19 protein-coding genes are annotated in these 15,841 nt (G+C 68.9%); all 19 read right to left on the minus strand.

Annotated features, from left to right (window positions below):
- Window positions 1-30 precede the first annotated feature (30 nt).
- Window positions 31-453 (minus strand): hypothetical protein, encoded by a 423-nt coding sequence (locus tag ACFOSH_RS26970; protein ID WP_378241859.1) that lies wholly within the window; start codon window positions 451-453, stop codon window positions 31-33.
- On the minus strand, window positions 450-1,271 hold the full coding sequence (locus ACFOSH_RS26975; protein ID WP_378241860.1) for an isoprenyl transferase: 822 nt from the start codon (window positions 1,269-1,271) through the stop codon (window positions 450-452). Before ACFOSH_RS26975 ends, ACFOSH_RS26970 begins: the two co-directional genes overlap by 4 nt.
- A 39-nt stretch (window positions 1,272-1,310) precedes the next feature.
- On the minus strand, window positions 1,311-2,072 hold the full coding sequence (gene recO / locus ACFOSH_RS26980; RefSeq protein ID WP_378241861.1) for a DNA repair protein RecO: 762 nt from the start codon (window positions 2,070-2,072) through the stop codon (window positions 1,311-1,313).
- A gap of 49 nt (window positions 2,073-2,121) precedes the next feature.
- Window positions 2,122-2,556: a CD225/dispanin family protein gene (locus tag ACFOSH_RS26985; protein WP_378241862.1), complete on the minus strand. Its 435-nt coding sequence runs from the start codon at window positions 2,554-2,556 to the stop codon at window positions 2,122-2,124.
- A 34-nt stretch (window positions 2,557-2,590) separates the two neighbouring features.
- Window positions 2,591-3,097: a CD225/dispanin family protein gene (locus tag ACFOSH_RS26990; RefSeq protein WP_378241863.1), complete on the minus strand. Its 507-nt coding sequence runs from the start codon at window positions 3,095-3,097 to the stop codon at window positions 2,591-2,593.
- Between the two features lie 54 nt (window positions 3,098-3,151).
- Window positions 3,152-4,426, minus strand: a complete 1,275-nt coding sequence (locus tag ACFOSH_RS26995) for an RDD family protein (RefSeq protein ID WP_378241864.1) — start codon at window positions 4,424-4,426, stop codon at window positions 3,152-3,154.
- Window positions 4,427-4,574: 148 nt separating this feature from the next.
- Window positions 4,575-5,027, minus strand: a complete 453-nt coding sequence (locus tag ACFOSH_RS27000) for a DUF2752 domain-containing protein (RefSeq protein ID WP_378241865.1) — start codon at window positions 5,025-5,027, stop codon at window positions 4,575-4,577.
- Entirely contained in the window at window positions 5,024-5,374 is a 351-nt protein-coding gene (locus ACFOSH_RS27005; protein WP_378241866.1) for a CD225/dispanin family protein, read from the minus strand. Before ACFOSH_RS27005 ends, ACFOSH_RS27000 begins: the two co-directional genes overlap by 4 nt.
- A 25-nt stretch (window positions 5,375-5,399) precedes the next feature.
- The gene (locus ACFOSH_RS27010; RefSeq protein WP_378241867.1) at window positions 5,400-5,741 is read right to left on the minus strand and encodes a CD225/dispanin family protein; all 342 of its coding nucleotides are present in this window, start codon (window positions 5,739-5,741) and stop codon (window positions 5,400-5,402) included.
- Window positions 5,742-5,897: 156 nt separating this feature from the next.
- Entirely contained in the window at window positions 5,898-6,797 is a 900-nt protein-coding gene (gene era, locus ACFOSH_RS27015; protein ID WP_378241868.1) for a GTPase Era, read from the minus strand.
- Entirely contained in the window at window positions 6,797-7,123 is a 327-nt protein-coding gene (locus tag ACFOSH_RS27020; RefSeq protein ID WP_378241869.1) for a cytidine deaminase, read from the minus strand. Before ACFOSH_RS27020 ends, era begins: the two co-directional genes overlap by 1 nt.
- Window positions 7,116-8,468, minus strand: a complete 1,353-nt coding sequence (locus ACFOSH_RS27025; protein ID WP_378241870.1) for a hemolysin family protein — start codon at window positions 8,466-8,468, stop codon at window positions 7,116-7,118. The genes ACFOSH_RS27020 and ACFOSH_RS27025 overlap by 8 nt, the downstream gene beginning before the upstream one ends.
- Before the next feature lie 2 nt (window positions 8,469-8,470).
- Entirely contained in the window at window positions 8,471-9,025 is a 555-nt protein-coding gene (ybeY, locus tag ACFOSH_RS27030; protein WP_378241871.1) for an rRNA maturation RNase YbeY, read from the minus strand.
- Between the two features lie 127 nt (window positions 9,026-9,152).
- Window positions 9,153-10,250, minus strand: coding sequence for a PhoH family protein (locus ACFOSH_RS27035; protein WP_378241872.1), 1,098 nt, complete (start codon window positions 10,248-10,250; stop codon window positions 9,153-9,155).
- Between the two features lie 114 nt (window positions 10,251-10,364).
- Window positions 10,365-10,715, minus strand: a complete 351-nt coding sequence (locus ACFOSH_RS27040; protein WP_378241873.1) for a histidine triad nucleotide-binding protein — start codon at window positions 10,713-10,715, stop codon at window positions 10,365-10,367.
- Window positions 10,716-11,202: 487 nt separating this feature from the next.
- Window positions 11,203-11,955, minus strand: coding sequence for a 16S rRNA (uracil(1498)-N(3))-methyltransferase (locus tag ACFOSH_RS27045; protein ID WP_378241874.1), 753 nt, complete (start codon window positions 11,953-11,955; stop codon window positions 11,203-11,205).
- Between the two features lie 3 nt (window positions 11,956-11,958).
- Window positions 11,959-13,125: a molecular chaperone DnaJ gene (dnaJ, locus tag ACFOSH_RS27050; protein WP_378241875.1), complete on the minus strand. Its 1,167-nt coding sequence runs from the start codon at window positions 13,123-13,125 to the stop codon at window positions 11,959-11,961.
- A gap of 42 nt (window positions 13,126-13,167) precedes the next feature.
- Window positions 13,168-14,193, minus strand: a complete 1,026-nt coding sequence (hrcA, locus tag ACFOSH_RS27055) for a heat-inducible transcriptional repressor HrcA (RefSeq protein WP_026466623.1) — start codon at window positions 14,191-14,193, stop codon at window positions 13,168-13,170.
- Window positions 14,194-14,330: 137 nt separating this feature from the next.
- Window positions 14,331-15,827: a CoA-acylating methylmalonate-semialdehyde dehydrogenase gene (locus ACFOSH_RS27060; protein WP_378241876.1), complete on the minus strand. Its 1,497-nt coding sequence runs from the start codon at window positions 15,825-15,827 to the stop codon at window positions 14,331-14,333.
- Window positions 15,828-15,841 lie beyond the last annotated feature (14 nt).

Raw genomic sequence — 15,841 nt, forward strand, 5'->3', positions numbered from 1 at the left:
ATGATGCCAGGTGACCCAGAGTCCCGGCGGTCAGTCCCCGGTGGCGCTGCCCAGCAAGTCGGAGCGCAGCTGCGAAGCGGTCGACACGACCAGCATGAGCAGCGTCCCGAGCGGCGAGGCGTCCATGCCCTCGGCCGGGAACGCGTACCTCAGCGTGATGTCGATGCCCTTCTCCGAACGCACGACACCGAGCGTCCCGAACAGGCCCTGCCCGGCGCGTTCCGCCGCCGAGGCCGCGATCGCCGGGTCGTCCGGCAGATCCCAGGCGACGACGCAGGTCAGGCTCAGCACGGTCAGCCCTTCGGCCAGCCGGGTCGCCTGGATGACGCATGGGACGTCCGCGTGCGAGAAGGTCAGTGCGCCGTCGTCGTCGACGTGGACTTCGAGATAGCGCTCAAGGGCTTCTCGCGCCGCGGTGAGCAAAGCCGCCGTGTCCGCCGCTTCGGTCGTCATGAGGTTCCTTCCGAAGCCTGGTCGATGGCCCCGCCGAACCGGCGGTCCCGTTTCGCGAACTCGAGACACGCCCGCCACAGGTGGGTGCGGTCGAAGTCCGGGAAGAGCGTGTCCTGGTAGACCATCTCGGCGTAGGCCGACTGCCAGAGCAGGAAGTTCGACGTCCGCTGCTCCCCCGACGGCCGCAGGAACAGGTCCACGTCGGGCATGTCGGGCTGGTACAGGTACTTCCCGATGGTCTTCTCGGTGACCTTGTCCGGGTTCAGCTTCCCGTCGGCGACGTCCTTGGCGATCCTGCTCATCGCGTCGGCCAGTTCGGCACGGCCGCCGTAGTTGACGCACATGGTCATGTTCAGCGCCGTGTTGTCCTTGGTCTTCTCCTCGGCGACCTGCAGTTCCTTGATGACGCTCGCCCACAGCTTCGGGCGGCGGCCCGCCCAGCGGATGCGGACGCCGATCGAGCCGAGGTAGTCGACCTGGCGGCGGATGGTGTCGCGGTTGAAGCCCATCAGGAAGCGGACCTCTTCCGGGCTCCGCTTCCAGTTCTCGGTGGAGAACGCGTACACCGACAGCCATTTGACGCCCAGCTCCACGGCACCGCTGGCGACGTCGATCATCACGGCTTCACCGCGTTTGTGGCCCTCGATCCGCGGCAGTCCTCGCTGGTTGGCCCAGCGGCCGTTGCCGTCCATGACCAGCGCGACATGCTTCGGGAGGAGTTCCTTGGGGATCTCCGGCGGCCGGGCACCGGACTCATGCGGCTCCGGCGCGCGAAGTTCGAATTGTGACGCCTTGTTCTCGCGTCCCCTGCGCAGCACCTTCGAGCCTCCTGATCGAGTGAACCTGTGCCTGCGACCCTACTGCGCTCCGGTGGCGCTCTCCCGCGCACGCCTCTCCACCAGCGGCAGCGAGCGCAACTGACGCTCCAGATGCCACTGCAGATGCGCCGCGACCAGGCCGGACGCGTCCCGTCGCGGCACGGGCAGCGACGCTTCGGCCACCGGCCACTCGCCGTGCAGGAGCGCCGCGAGCAGGGTCAGGACCTCATGCGAAGGATGGACACAGCCGGGAACCCGGCAATCCGGGCACATCGAGCCGCCGGCCGACACGCTGAACGCCTTGTGCGGTCCCGGCAGGCCGCAGCGGGCGCATTCGGTGATCGCGGGCGCCCACCCCGCGTAGGCCATGGCCCGCAGGAAGAAGGCGTCGAGGATGAGGGAACTGTCCCGTTCGCCGCCCGCGAGCGCCCGAAGGGCTCCGACGACGAGCATGTAGAGCTTGAGCACCGGCTCGCCCTCTTCGGCGGACAACCGGTCCGCCGTCTCGGCGATGGCGCTGGCGGCGGTGTAGCGCTGATAGTCGGCCACCAGCGGTAACGCGAAGGCGTCGACCGTCTCGACCTGGGTGATCACGTCGAGGGAGCGGCCGGTGTAGAACTGGACGTCGACGTGGCCGAACGGCTCCAACCGCGCGCCGAAGCGCGATGACGTCCGACGCACGCCTTTCGCGACCGCACGGACCTTGCCGTGCCGCCGCGTGAGCAGGGTGATGATCCGATCGGCCTCACCCAGCTTGTGCGTCCGCAACACCACTCCGGTGTCGCGATAGAGGTTCACCACCCCGACATCGTCCCACCAGGGACCGACATCGGGGTGGCGCGCCCCGGAATCAGCAGTAGCGGCCGTAGCAGCTGGGCACGGACGCGGCCGCGACGATCGAGATCACGATCATCACGATGGCGAAGAGACAGCCGAGACCACCGATGATCGAAGCGATCATGCACATGGTCCTCGTCGACCTCGACGCGTCCGCGGCGGCGGCGTAGTTGCCCTGCATCTTGTAGGTGTTGACCTCGTTGGACTTCATGATCGCGAAGATCGCGATGATCCAGCAGAGGAAGATGCAGCCGATCGCCCAGCCCTTGTAGTCCTTGATGGCGTTGATGTCGCCGCCACCACCGGGCATGCCGCCCGGCGCACCGTAGGGAGACGGCGCGCCGTAGGGGGCAGGCTGGCCATAGGGAGCGGGCATGCCACCGGAAGGCGGCCCGTAGCCGGGCTGCTGCTGTCCGTAGGGCTGCTGCTGGCCATAGGGGTTGGTCATGGTGAATGGTCCTCGTTGTTCTTTAGGGTGAGAGCTAGAACGCCGTCGCGGCGGCCAGGATGATCCAGAGAATGGAGAACAGGCAGCCGACGCCGCCGATGATCGAGGCGATCAGGCACATGGTCTTCGTCGACTTCGACGCGTCCATGGCGGCGGCGTAGTTGCCCTGCATCTTGTAGGTGTTGACCTCGTTGGACTTCATGATCGCGAAGATCGCGATGATCCAGCAGAGGAAGATGCAGCCGATCGCCCAGCCCTTGTAGTCGGGGATCGAGTTGATGTCGCCGCCACCGGGCATGCCGCCCGGAGCGCCGTAGGGCGCGGGCTGACCATAGGGAGAAGGCTGGCCATAAGGCGCCGGCTGACCGTACGGCATGGGGGTCGCACCCGAAGGCTGACCGTACGGTGCGGGCGTCGCACCGGAGGGCTGGCCGTACGGCGAGGGCGTGGCACCGGACGGAGGTCCGTATCCGGGCTGAGGCTGCTGGCCATAGGGCGGCTGCTGGCCGTATCCGGGCTGCTGGCCGTACGGGTTCGTCATCGGGTTCCCCACTGTCGTCGCGCTTCCCGGCGGGTGGATCCCGCCGGTCTTTCCTTACTGCTGCGGCGTTCCAGGCCCGTTCGGCCCGTCCGCACCACCGGGCGACTGCTGCCTCAGCTGCTCCGGCGTGATCTTCTGCGTCGGCTCGGCTTCGGCGAACCCGGACGGTGCCTGCTGAGGCGGCTGACCAGGGCGGAGCACCTGGGTCGGCTCCGGCTCGCCGAAGCCCGGTCCGGGCTGGGACTCCGGGGACGGCGCCGCGGTTCCCTGCGGCTGTTGCCCGAACGGCTGCGACGGCTGACCGAACGGTGAGGGCTGCTGCGGCTGCTGACCGAACTGACCCGGCTGCTGCTGGGGCTGCTGCGCGCCGAACGGCTGCTGCGGCTGCTGCTGACCGAACGGCGAGGGCTGCGCGGGGAACGACGGCGAAGGCGAGGGCGGCGCCGGGAATCCCGGGGACTGGCCGAACGGCGCCGAAGCGGGCGCGGCGTCGGCTTCGCCCGGGACGACGACGGTGCTGAGGATCTTGTCGGCGAACGTCTGCTTCTTCGGGTCCCACAGCGGCCAGAGGTAACCGAGGCCGCAGACCCAGCCGTCCAGGTTGTGGCACAGGTCCCGGACGAAGGCCATCAGCGGGCCGATCGGCCGGCCGTCGCTCTCGCGGACGAGCTTGATCTTCATGATCTTCTTGCCGAGCGACTGGCCGGTGGTGCCCATCTGGATCCACCGGTTGTAGATGGTCCAGCCGAGTCCTGCGAGGTACCCGAGACCGGCGATGATCATGCCGACCGTGTAGGACCCCGTCGCGGAGATGATGGAGCCGATGATCGGGAGCACGACGATCGGACCGAAGTCGATCAGGGTTCCGGCCGCGCGCAGACCCCAGTGGGCGTAGTCGGTCTGCGGGCCGAACTGGGTGGCCTGGCCGAACGGCGCCTGCCGGCCCGGCTGCCCGAACGGCGAAGGCTGGCCCGGCTGCTGGCCGAACGGCGACGCCTGCTGGGGATGCTGCCCGAACGGTGACTGTTGCTGTTGCTGCGCGCCGAACGGCTGCTGCGGTTGCTGGGGTTGCTGCCCGAAGGGCGACTGCTGCTGCGGCTGCTGCCCGAACGGCGATGACGGCTGCTCACCGGCGGCCTGCTGGCCGAAGGGCGAGGGCTGATCACCCGGTGAAGGCTGCTGCCCGAACGGCGAGGGCTGCTCTCCCGATGGCGGCTGTCCGAACGGCTGCTGCGGCTGCGGTGACTGCTGCTGCCCGCCCCCCGGCGGGGGCCCGGATCCGGGTGACGGCTGCTGTCCCGGCGGCTGCTGGCCGTAGGGAGTGGTCATCGAAATCCCCTCGCTGGTTCCTCTGCCCCTGGCGCACGGGGCCTCGTGCGGCGAACCGGGCTGAATGTACGGCATGGGTGCACGCCGAGCAGACCGGTGCGCGGGAGCGTACTCGGTGCCACCGACGATCCGGGGCTCGGCCCGGCACTCAGACGTACAGCGAGGTGAACGGGGCGAAGGGCAGGTTACGGATGGCGAACCACACGACGAACACGACGCCGAACGCGAGCGGTGTCCAGCGCCAGTGCAGCCAGCTGTCCACCGAACGGCCGCGGAGCCTGCCGACAGCCCAGGCGACGGTGCTCCAGACGAGCAGCAGAAGGACCACAAAGGACACCGCGTTGTAGTGCAGCGCGGCGGGGATGTCCCCGTGCAGCGCGCTGTAGACCATGCGCATGCCACCGCAGCCGGGGCACGCGATGCCCAGCAGGGCTTTGGTGGGGCAGACCGGAAGCGGCCCGCCCGGGGTGGTGGGATCGCCCAGCCAGAGGACGACGCAGCCCGCCGCGGCGCCGGCGGCGACGGCGAGGGGCGGTCCCAGCGCGCGGGTCCGTGCTTTGAACCCGCGCGCCGGGAATCCCGTGTAGACGGACGTCGTCACGGCGTGAAGCTTCCCGCCGACGCGCCGATGATGACCATCACGACGATGAAGATGATGTACAGCAGGAAAAGACCGCCGGTGGCGATCGCTCCCCACATGGACCACTTCTTCGCGTCGTCGGCGGCCTTCTGCGCTTCGGCGTGGAAACCCTGCGCCCACAACGTCTGCACCTGGCTCGACTTCACGATCGCCACGATACCCAGCGGCAAGCAGCACAACACCGTGCAGAGAATGGCCCACACCAGGTTGTTGTCCGGCGGCGGACCGTAGTTCGGCATGCCGCCGTAGTACGGCTGCTGCGGCGGTGGCCCGCCCGGAGGCGGGTAGTTCGGGTACTGGTCGGTCATGAGGTCTCCCCCTCGATCACCGCTGTCAGCGGTAGTTGTTCACGTCCACAGAAGCCGCGAAGACGCCCAGGACGACGACGAGGACGACGTACAGGATGGCGAGCACGACACCGACGATCGCGGCGATGATCGACCACTTCTTGGCGGCGTCGGCCGCTTCCTGCGCGGCGGCGGGCTGGCCCTGCGCCCAGAGGGTGTTCACCTGGTTCGACTTGACGATCGCGACGATGCCGAAGGGCAGGCAGCACAGGATCGTGGTGAGGATCGCCCACACCAGGTTGTTGTTGGGCGGCGGGCCGGGGTTGTTGAAGCCGCCACCGCCCTGAGGGTCGCCGGAGTAGTTGGGCAGGCCCTGGTTGTCGGTCATTTACCGCTTTCCCTTCACGAATGAGATGTGGAAATCGCCCCGCGCGCCGCCGCCCGATCAGCGATCACCGGAGTCGAGGAATGAGACTCTAAGGTCACCCGTCCGGTTCCACACCATCAACCGGTCTCCGCGACCGAATCGAGACATTCCGTTAAGTCAGAAGCCCAGCCGTCGCAACTGACGGGGGTCGCGCTGCCACTCTTTGGCTACCTTGATGTGGAGATCGAGGTAGACCTTCGTGCCGAGCAGGCCTTCGATCTGCTGCCGGGCGCGGGCGCCGACGTCCTTCAGGCGCTCACCCTTGTGCCCGAGGATGATGCCCTTCTGACTCGGTCTTTCCACATAAAGGAACGCGTGCACGTCGATCATGTCGTCCCTGCCCTCGTGGGGCAGCATTTCCTCGACGGTGACGGCGATCGAGTGCGGGAGTTCGTCCCGGACACCCTCCAGCGCGGCCTCGCGGATCAGCTCGGCGACCAGCGTCTGCTCGGGCTCGTCGGTGAGTTCACCGCCCGGATACAGCTGGGGACCTTCGGGAAGGTGACGCACCAGCAGGTCCGCGAGCGCGCCGACCTGGAAACCGTCCACAGCGGACACCGGGATGAGCTCGGCGAACTCCATGACCTCCTGCAGGGCGAGCAGCTGCTCGGCGACCTGTTCGGGTTTCACGAGATCCGTCTTGGTCACGATGCCGATCACGGGAGTGCGCTTGGCGATCTTCTTCAGTTCGGCGGCGATGAACCGGTCACCGGGACCGACCTTTTCGTTGGCGGGCACGCAAAGCCCGACAACGTCCACTTCGGACCATGTCGAGTGGACGATGTCGTTGAGCCGCTCGCCGAGCAGCGTCCTCGGCCGGTGCAGGCCCGGCGTGTCGATGATCACCAGCTGGGCGTCGTCGCGGTGGACGATGCCGCGGATGGCGTGCCGGGTGGTCTGCGGTTTGCTGGAGGTGATCGCCACCTTGCTGCCGACGAGCGCGTTGGTCAGCGTCGATTTGCCCGCGTTGGGCCGCCCGACGAAGCAGGCGAAACCGGAACGGTGCGGCTCGGTCATCAGTTCAGCACCTTGCCACTGGGGTCGGCGAGATAGATGGGCGCCTCTTCGGCGATGTCGCGCACCGCGTGCACGGACGCCTCCTTGAGCAGACCTTCGGCGCTGACCACGACGGCGGCTTCGATTCCTTCGGCTCCGCTCGAAACGGCGGCGGCGACGGCGGCCTGCAGCGCGGTGAGCTTGAACGACGGCTGGTCGACCGTGCTCGCCGCGTAGGTGCGGCCGTCGGTGTCGCGGAGCGCGGCGCCTTCCGCGGCCTGGGTGCGGGCTCGCGCGGACCTGGCCAGGGTCACCAGCTTCTCGTCCTCGGCGTCCAGCTCAGGCATGTTCGACACTCCTGTCACTTTCATCGGGCTGCGGGACCCGGGTGCGGCGCCTGCCCTGGGCTGCGTCGGTCACCGCGTCCGCGTCGGCGGGGTGGACGACCACCGTGGTGATCCGCATCCGCCCGCGCCGGTCCTTACCGCCTTCGGCGAACAGCCGAAGTCCGGCGACCTCGGCTTCGGCCCCCGGCAGCGGGACCCTACCCAGTCGCTCGGCGAGCAGCCCGCCCACGGTCTCCACGTCGTGGTCTTCGAGGTCGATCCCGAACAGTTCGCCCAGGTCGTCGATCGAGAGCCGGGACGAGACGCGGACCGCGCCGTTCTCGAGTTCCTCGACCTCGGGGCGCTCGTCGGTGTCGGACTCGTCGGTGATCTCGCCGACGATCTCCTCGAGGATGTCCTCGATGGTGAGCAGGCCCGCGGTGCCGCCGTACTCGTCGACGGCGATGGCCATGTGGTTGTGCGAGACCTGCATCTCCTTGAGCAGGTCGTCGAGCCGCTTCGAGTCCGGCACGAAGCTCGCCGGGTTCATCAGCTCCTCGACCAGCCGCCGCGAACCGCCCTCGGCCATGTAGGCGGGCATGAGGTCCTTGATGTTGACGACGCCCACGACGTCGTCGACGGAGTCGCCGATCACCGGCAGCCGGGTGAACCCGGTGCGCAGGGCCAGCGCGAGCGCCTGGCGCACGGTCTTGTCGTGCTCGATCCAGACGATCTCCGTGCGCGGCACCATGACCTCGCGCGCGACGGTGTCGCCGAGTTCGAACACCGAGTGGATCATCTCGCGTTCGGATTCCTCGACGACGCCGCGTTCCTGGGCGAGGTCGACCAGTTCACGCAGCTCGACTTCGGAGGTGAACGGGCCTTCGCGGAAGCCCTGGCCGGGGGTGATGGCGTTACCGAGGACGATCAGCAGCCTGCTGAGCGGGCCGAGGATGGACCCGAGGACGCGGACCGGGCCCGCGACGACGAGGCCGATCCGGTACGGGTGCTGGCGGCCGAGGGTGCGCGGGCCGACTCCGATGAGCACGTAGCTCACCACGACCATCACTCCCGCGGCGACGACGATGGCGAGCCACAGCGGCCGGATCCAGCCGAGGATGTCGACGGTGACCAGCACGGTGGCGGTCAGCTCGCAGGTCATCCGCAGCAGCAGGATCAGGTTGATGTGACGGCGGCGTTCGGCGATGACCAGCGCGAGCTGGCGCGCGCCGGGGCGCCCGAGCCGGACGAGACCGTCGGCCCGGGCCTTGGAGACCGTGCTGACCGCCGCGTCGGCGGCGGCGAACACCCCGGCGAGCAGGATCAACGCGATCGCGATGAGCAGCAGGGCCGTGGGACTACCCATGACTAGGCGGGGGGTTCTTCGGCGGGCGCGGTGTCCAGACCGGCGGTGCCGAGGAGCCTGTCGTCCGCGGTGCGCTGCGCGTCGCGGCGATTGTGCGCGGAGACGGCCGCCTGGAACTCGCCGAGGATCCGCTTCTGCAGACCGAACATCTCGCGTTCTTCGGCGGGTTCGGCGTGGTCGTAGCCGAGCAGGTGCAGCACGCCGTGCGTGGTGAGCAGGTGCAGCTCGTCGATCAGCCCGTGCCCGGCCGTCTTGGCCTGGTCCTTCGCGAACGCCGGGCAGAGCACGATGTCGCCGAGCAGCGCGGGTGAGGCGTCGGGCGCGTCGGGGCGGCGCGACGAGTCGAGCTCGTCCATCGGGAAGGCCATCACGTCGGTGGGACCGGGCAGGTCCATCCACCGTTCGTGCAGGTCCTCCATCACCTCGAGGGTGACGAGCAGGATGGACAGCTCGGCGAGCGGGCTGACCTCCATCTTGTCGAGCGCGAACCGCGCGGCCGACACGATCGAGGTCTCGTCGACGTTCACGCCCGATTCATTGGCGATCTCGATGCTCATTTTTCATCCCCGATGCTGCGCGCGACCGCTAATCCGTAGACAGACCTTCGGCCTGCCTCCGCATTAGCGAGGCCTTCGGCCGGAAACGCGCGCGCCTTGGTCAACTCGGGCAACGGGCGCTCAGTCCTCATCTCCGCTGCCCTTTCCAGCCACTGCCTTGGTTCTGACGGCCCTGGTCCTGGCTGTCCTGCACGGCCTGCCACTTCTCGTACGCGTCGACGATGTCGCCGACGAGCTTGTGGCGCACCACGTCCTGGCTGGTGAGCTGGGCGAAGTGGAGGTCCTCGACGCCTTCGAGGATGTCCCGGACCACCCGGAGGCCGCTCTTCTGGCCGTTGGGGAGGTCGACCTGGGTGACGTCGCCGGTGACGACGATCTTGGCGCCGAACCCGAGCCGGGTGAGGAACATCTTCATCTGTTCCGGCGTGGTGTTCTGCGCTTCGTCGAGGATGATGAAGGCGTCGTTGAGGGTGCGGCCGCGCATGTACGCGAGCGGCGCGATCTCGATGGTGCCCGCCTGCATCAGCCGCGGGATCGACTCGGGCTCGACCATGTCGTGCAGCGCGTCGTAGAGCGGGCGCAGGTACGGGTCGATTTTCTCGTTGAGCGTGCCCGGCAGGTAGCCGAGGCGCTCGCCTGCTTCGACCGCGGGCCGGGTCAGCACGATGCGGCTGACCTGCTTGGCCTGCAGCGCCTGGACGGCCTTGGCCATGGCGAGGTACGTCTTGCCGGTACCGGCGGGGCCGATGCCGAACACGATCGTGTGCTTGTCGATGGCGTCGACGTAGCGCTTCTGGTTGAGCGTCTTGGGCCGGATGGTCTTGCCGCGCCGGGAGATGATGTTCATGCTCAGCACTTCGGCCGGTGATTCGGAGTCACCGGTGGTGAGCATGCCGACGGTGCGGCGGACGGTGGCCGGGTCGACCTGCTGGCCGCGGCCGGCGAGCGTCACGAGTTCGGCGAAGACACGTTCGGCGAAGGCGACGTCGGCGGGGGCGCCGGTCAGGGTGACCTCGTTGCCGCGGACGTGGACGTCGGCGGCGAGGAGTTCTTCGGCGACGCGGAGATTTTCGTCCCTCGAGCCGAGCAGGCTGAGCGCGGCGGCGTCGGGGATGGGGAATCGGGACTGGGCCGCTTCGGTGACGGCGGCCTCGTCGGCCTTCGTCGGGGTGACGTCCGCGGGAACGTCGGGTCGGGCGGCTTCACCCGGTACGGTTCCGGCCACGTGGCCTCTGGCCTACTTCCTGCGCTTACGCTGCGATTTTCAACGACACTGACAAGGTCGATGCTACTGGTTGCGGGTGGCGGCACGCAGTCCGGTTTCTCCGGCTCGTGACCTTCAGCGGCCGAAATGCCCCAGCTGCTCGCCACCAAGCACATGCGCGTGCACGTGAAACACCGTCTGCCCAGCGTCACCGTCGGTGTTGAACACCACCCGATACCCGGACTCCGAGATCCCCTCGGCGACCGCCACCTCACGAGCCGCCAGGGCCATGTCGGCAAGGAGTTGCGGATCACCGGCGGCCAACTCGGCCAAATTCCGGTACCGCTTCTTCGGCACCACGAGCACATGGACCCGCGCCTGCGGCGCTATGTCCCGAAACGCATACGTCGTCGCGTCCTCATAAACCTTGTCGGACGGGATCTCGCCCGCGATGATCCGCTCGAACAACGTCTCCGCGTCACTCATCCCCCCACCCTATCCCCCACCCGCACCCGCACGATCAGCCCCAGATCTCGCGAGTCACGCCTTCCCCTCACCAGGCGAGGGCCGCCAGGCCCTACGCCGATACCGAAGACCAACCGCCACCGGACGCTTCACTTAGTCTCCCGGCCGCCAACCGCCGCCGACCGCACCGTGGGGGTCCGGGGGGCTCGGCCCCCCGGGTACTACGCGGAACCGCGCCGCGGCGCGGAATTTGGGGCGCAGCAATGAGCGAAGCGAACTTGCGAAGCCCCAAATGAAGACGCCGCGGCGCGGTGGGCCCTGGGGGTCGGCCCACCGCCGCCGCGGCTCCGCCGGACCGAGGGGGGAGGTGCCCGGCGGGGATTCACGCGCGCGACTGGGTTTCATCCCCAGTGGCGCGCCGAAACCGTGTGTTGCGCGTCAGTTAACGAGAGTAACGGCTGTTTGCGTGATCGCGCCATAACCGGCCGCAAATTAGTGGGGTGTTTTTTCACTTCCAGCGGTCGGTGAGAACTCCGAGTGCGCCGAGGGCGACGGCGGCGGCGGTGGAGGTGCGCAAAACGGTGGGGCCCAACCGGATGGCGGTCGCGCCGGCGTCGGTGAGGGTGGTGAGTTCCTCGTCGGTGATGCCGCCTTCGGGGCCGACGATGAGGAGGATGTCGCCTTGTGCGGGGAGTTCGATCTCGGTGAGGCGGGTGGTGATGCCGGATTCGAGGACGAGGGCGCGGGAAACGGTCTGGGCGAGTTCGGCGAGTTCGCGGGTGGTGGCGGGTTCGGTGACTTCGGGGAGGTGGGCGCGGCGGGCTTGTTTGGCGGCGGCGCGGGCGGTGGTGCGCCAGCGGGTGAGGGCTTTGTCGCCGCGGGTTCCTTCTTCCCAGCGGGCGACGCTGCGGGCGGCGCGCCAGGGGACGATCGCGTCGGCGCCTGCCTCGGTGGCGAGTTCGACGGCGAGTTCGCCGCGGTCGCCTTTGGCGAGCGCCTGGGCGACGAGGACGCGCAGTGCGGGTGGTTCCTCGGTCCAGTGTTCTTCGATGGCGAGGGTGAGTGCCGCGTCCCGGCCTGCCTGGACGGCTTCGACGACGCAGCGCGCCATGCCGCCTTCGCCGTCGGAAAGCACGAGACGTTCGCCGACGCGCAGCCGCCGGACGGTGGCGGCGTGCCGGGCTTCCTCGCCGTCGAGCGTGGTGCGCCCGGAGGCGGGCAGCGTGTCGGCGAGGAAGACCGGCAGTGTCGTCTCGGGCACGGGTTACCGGTGGTTCTTGGTGCGCAGCTTGGAGAACAGCCCGCCGGGCTTGGAACCGTTCGAAGAAAGCGAAGGTACGTCTTCGCCGCGCTGCTGGGCCAGTTCGACGAGGAGGTCGCGCTGGGCGTCGTCGAGTTTGGTCGGTACGACGACGTCGATGTGGACGTGCAGGTCGCCGCGGCCGTCGACGCGGCCGGAGGACCGCAGTCGCGGCATGCCCTTGGCGGTGAGCACGAGTTCGGTGGCGGGCTGGGTGCCCGGCTCGATGTCGAGTTCGTAGTCGCCGTCGATGAGCGTCTCGATGGGCACCGTGGCGCCGAGGGCGGCGGTGGTCATCGGGATGCGGAAGTTGCAGTGCAGGTCGTTGCCCTGCCGGACGAACACCTCGTGCGGTGCCTCGTCGATCTCGACGTACAGGTCGCCGGCCGGGCCGCCGCCGGGGCCGACCTCGCCCTGGCCGGAGAGCCGGATGCGCATGCCGTCGCCGACGCCGGGCGGGATCTTGGCGGTGACGTTGCGGCGGGAGCGGACACGGCCGTCGCCGCCGCACTGGCGGCAGGGGTCGGTGATGACCTCGCCGAAGCCGCGGCAGACCGGGCAGGGGCGGGCTGTGACGACCTGGCCGAGGAAGGACCGCTGCACGGACTGGACCTCGCCGGCGCCACCGCAGGTGTCGCAGGTCTTGGTGCCGGTGCCTTCGGCCGCGCCGGCGCCGCGGCACAGGTCGCAGACGATGGCGGTGTCGACGGTGATCTCGCGGTCGACGCCGGTGGCGCAGTCCTCCAGCGTCAGGCCGAGGCGGATGAGCGCGTCGGAGCCGGGCTGCACGCGGCTGCGCGGGCCACGGCCGCGGCCGCCGCCACCTCCGGCCGCGCCGAAGAAGGCGTCCATGATGTCGCCGAGGCCGCCGAAGCCCGAGAACGGGTCTCCGCCGCCGCCACCGCGCGCACCGCCGTCCATCGGGTCCCCGCCGAGGTCGACGACCTTGCGCTTCTGCGGGTCCGACAGCACCTCGTAGGCGGTGGTCACCTCGCCGAAGCGATGCTGGGCGTCTTCCGACGGGTTGACGTCGGGGTGCAGTTCCCGGGCCATCTTGCGGTACGCGCGCTTGATCTCCTGATCCGTCGCGTTCTTCGCAACCCCGAGAATGCCGTAATAGTCCCTCGCCACCGTCTTCGCCTTCTCCTTCTGCTTTGGCCCTCACCACCGCGTTCAGCGGCCGGAGAGGATCTGCCCCACGTAGTTCGCCACCGCACGCACCGCGGCGATGGTGTTCGGGTAGTCCATCCTGGTGGGCCCGACGACGCCCATCCCGCCCAGCAGCAGGTCGTCCATGCCGTAGCCGATGGACACCACCGAGGTGCTGCGCATCTGCTCGTCTTCATTTTCCTCACCGATGCGCACGGTGATCGCACCGGGGTTGCGGGCGGCCGCGAGAAGCTTGAGGACGATGACCTGCTCCTCGAGCGCCTCCAGCACCTGCCGCAGTGATCCGGGGAAGTCCGAGACGTTGCGGGTGAGGTTCGCCGTGCCGCCGAGCACCAGCCGCTCTTCGGGGTGCTCGACCAGCGATTCCACCAGCACCGTGCAGACGCGGGTGAGGTTGTCGCGCAGCTCGCCCGGCGACTTCTCGGGCAGCTCGGCGACCGCCGCCGCGGCCTCGGAGAGGCGACGGCCGGCCAGTGCCCCGTTGAGCACCGTGCGCAGCCTGCCGACGTTCTCCTCGGTGATGACGTCCCCGAGGTCGACCGTGCGCTGGTCGACGCGGCCGGAATCGGTGATCAGCACCAGCATCAGCCGGGCGGGGGTGAGCGGCACCACTTCCAGGTGACGGACGGCGGAGTTGGTCATCATCGGGTACTGGATGACCGCGACCTGCCTGGTCAGCTGGGCGAGCAGCCGCACGGACCGGCGCAGGACGTCGTCGACGTCGGTGCCGCTGTCGAGGAAGGCCGTGATGGCCCGGCGTTCGGCCGAGCTGAGCGGTTTGACCTCGGCGATCCGGTCGACGAAGAGCCGGTACCCCTTGTCGGTGGGGATGCGGCCGGCGCTGGTGTGGGGCTGTGTGATGTAGCCCTCTTCTTCCAGCGCGGCCATGTCGTTGCGCACGGTGGCGCTGGACACGCCGAGGTTGTGCCGGTCGACGATCGCCTTGGATCCGACGGGCTCCTGGTTGGACACGTAGTCGGCGACGATCGCGCGCAGCACTTCGAAGCGGCGCTCTTCCGCGTTGGCCACCTGCACCTCCTTCGGCTCGTCCTCACAACGAGTTTACGGAAGGCATAGTGCCCGGGGAGCCGAAGGACGCTTTCACCGCATGCGATGAGGTGAAAGCGCCCTTCGCCGCGTCCTCTGCGGGGATGGTCCCCTTCGGCTCAGCTGTTGCGCGGGAATCCGAGGTTCACCCCGCCCTGCGACGGATCCGGCCACCGCGAAGTGACGACCTTCGTCCGTGTGAAGAAGTGGAACCCCTCCGGCCCGTAGGCGTGGCTGTCCCCGAACAGCGAGTCCTTCCAGCCGCCGAACGAGTAGTAGCCGACCGGCACCGGGATCGGCACGTTCACGCCGACCATCCCGACCTCGACCTCGTTCTGGAACCGCCGCGCGGCCCGCCCGTCGTTGGTGAAGATCGCGGTGCCGTTGCCGTAGGCGTTGGCGTTGATCAGCTCCAGCGCGGCGTCGTAACCCTCGGCCCGCGCGACAGCCAGCACCGGTCCGAAGATCTCGTCGGTGTAGATCGACATCTCCGGGTCGACGTGGTCGAACAGGGTCGGGCCGAGCCAGAACCCGCCGTCCTCGCCGTCGACCTCGATGCCGCGGCCGTCGACGACGAGCCGGGCACCCGCTTCGACCCCCGCTTCCACATAGGACTCGACGCGTTCGTGGTGGGCGGCGGTGACGAGCGGCCCCATCTCCGAAGTGGGCCGCCTGCCGTCGCCGACGCGCAGCCGCGTGATCCGCTCGGCGATCTTCGCGACCAGTTCGTCGCCGACCGGGTCGACCGCGACGACGACCGAAACCGCCATGCACCGCTCCCCCGCCGAGCCGAAGCCCGCCGAGACGGCCGCGTCGGCGGCGAGGTCGAGGTCGGCGTCCGGGAGGACGACCATGTGGTTCTTCGCGCCGCCGAGCGCCTGCACGCGTTTCCCGTGCCTGGTCCCGGTTTCGTAGACGTACTTCGCGATCGGCGTCGACCCGACGAACGAGATCGCCTTGACGTCGCGGTGTTCCAGCAGCCCGTCGACGGCGGCCTTGTCGCCGTGCAAGACGTTGAGGACGCCGTCGGGCAGGCCCGCCTCCGCGAACAGTTCCGCGATGAACATCGCCGCGGACGGGTCCTTCTCGCTCGGCTTGAGCACGACGGTGTTGCCGCAGGCGAGCGCGTTCGGCACGAACCACAGCGGGACCATCGCCGGGAAGTTGAACGGCGAGATCACGCCGACCACGCCCAGCGGCTGCGAGATCGAGTAGACGTCGACACCGGTGGAGGCGTTCTCGCTGAACCCGCCCTTGAGCAGCTGCGCGGCACCGCAGGCGAACTCGACGTTCTCGATGGCCCGCGCGACTTCGCCCGCCGCGTCGGATTCGACCTTGCCGTGCTCGCTGGTGACGATCTTCGCCAGCTCGTGACGTCGCGCCGAAAGCAGCTCACGGAAGGCGAACAGCACCCGCGTCCGCCCGGCCAGTGACGTCCCGCGCCAGCCCGGCAGCGCCCGGGACGCGGCCGCGACGGCGGCGTCGACGTCGTCCTGCGCCGCGAAGGGGACCTTCGCCCGCACTTGACCGGTGGCCGGATCGAACACGTCACCGGATCGTTCGCTCACGCCTTCGCACGGTTTGCCGTCTATCCAGTGGTTGATCCGGTCGGTCACGGTTCCGCCTTCCC

The sequence above is a fragment of the Amycolatopsis speibonae genome (genome assembly GCF_042647925.1).
Classification (GTDB): Bacteria; Actinomycetota; Actinomycetes; order Mycobacteriales; family Pseudonocardiaceae; genus Amycolatopsis; species Amycolatopsis speibonae.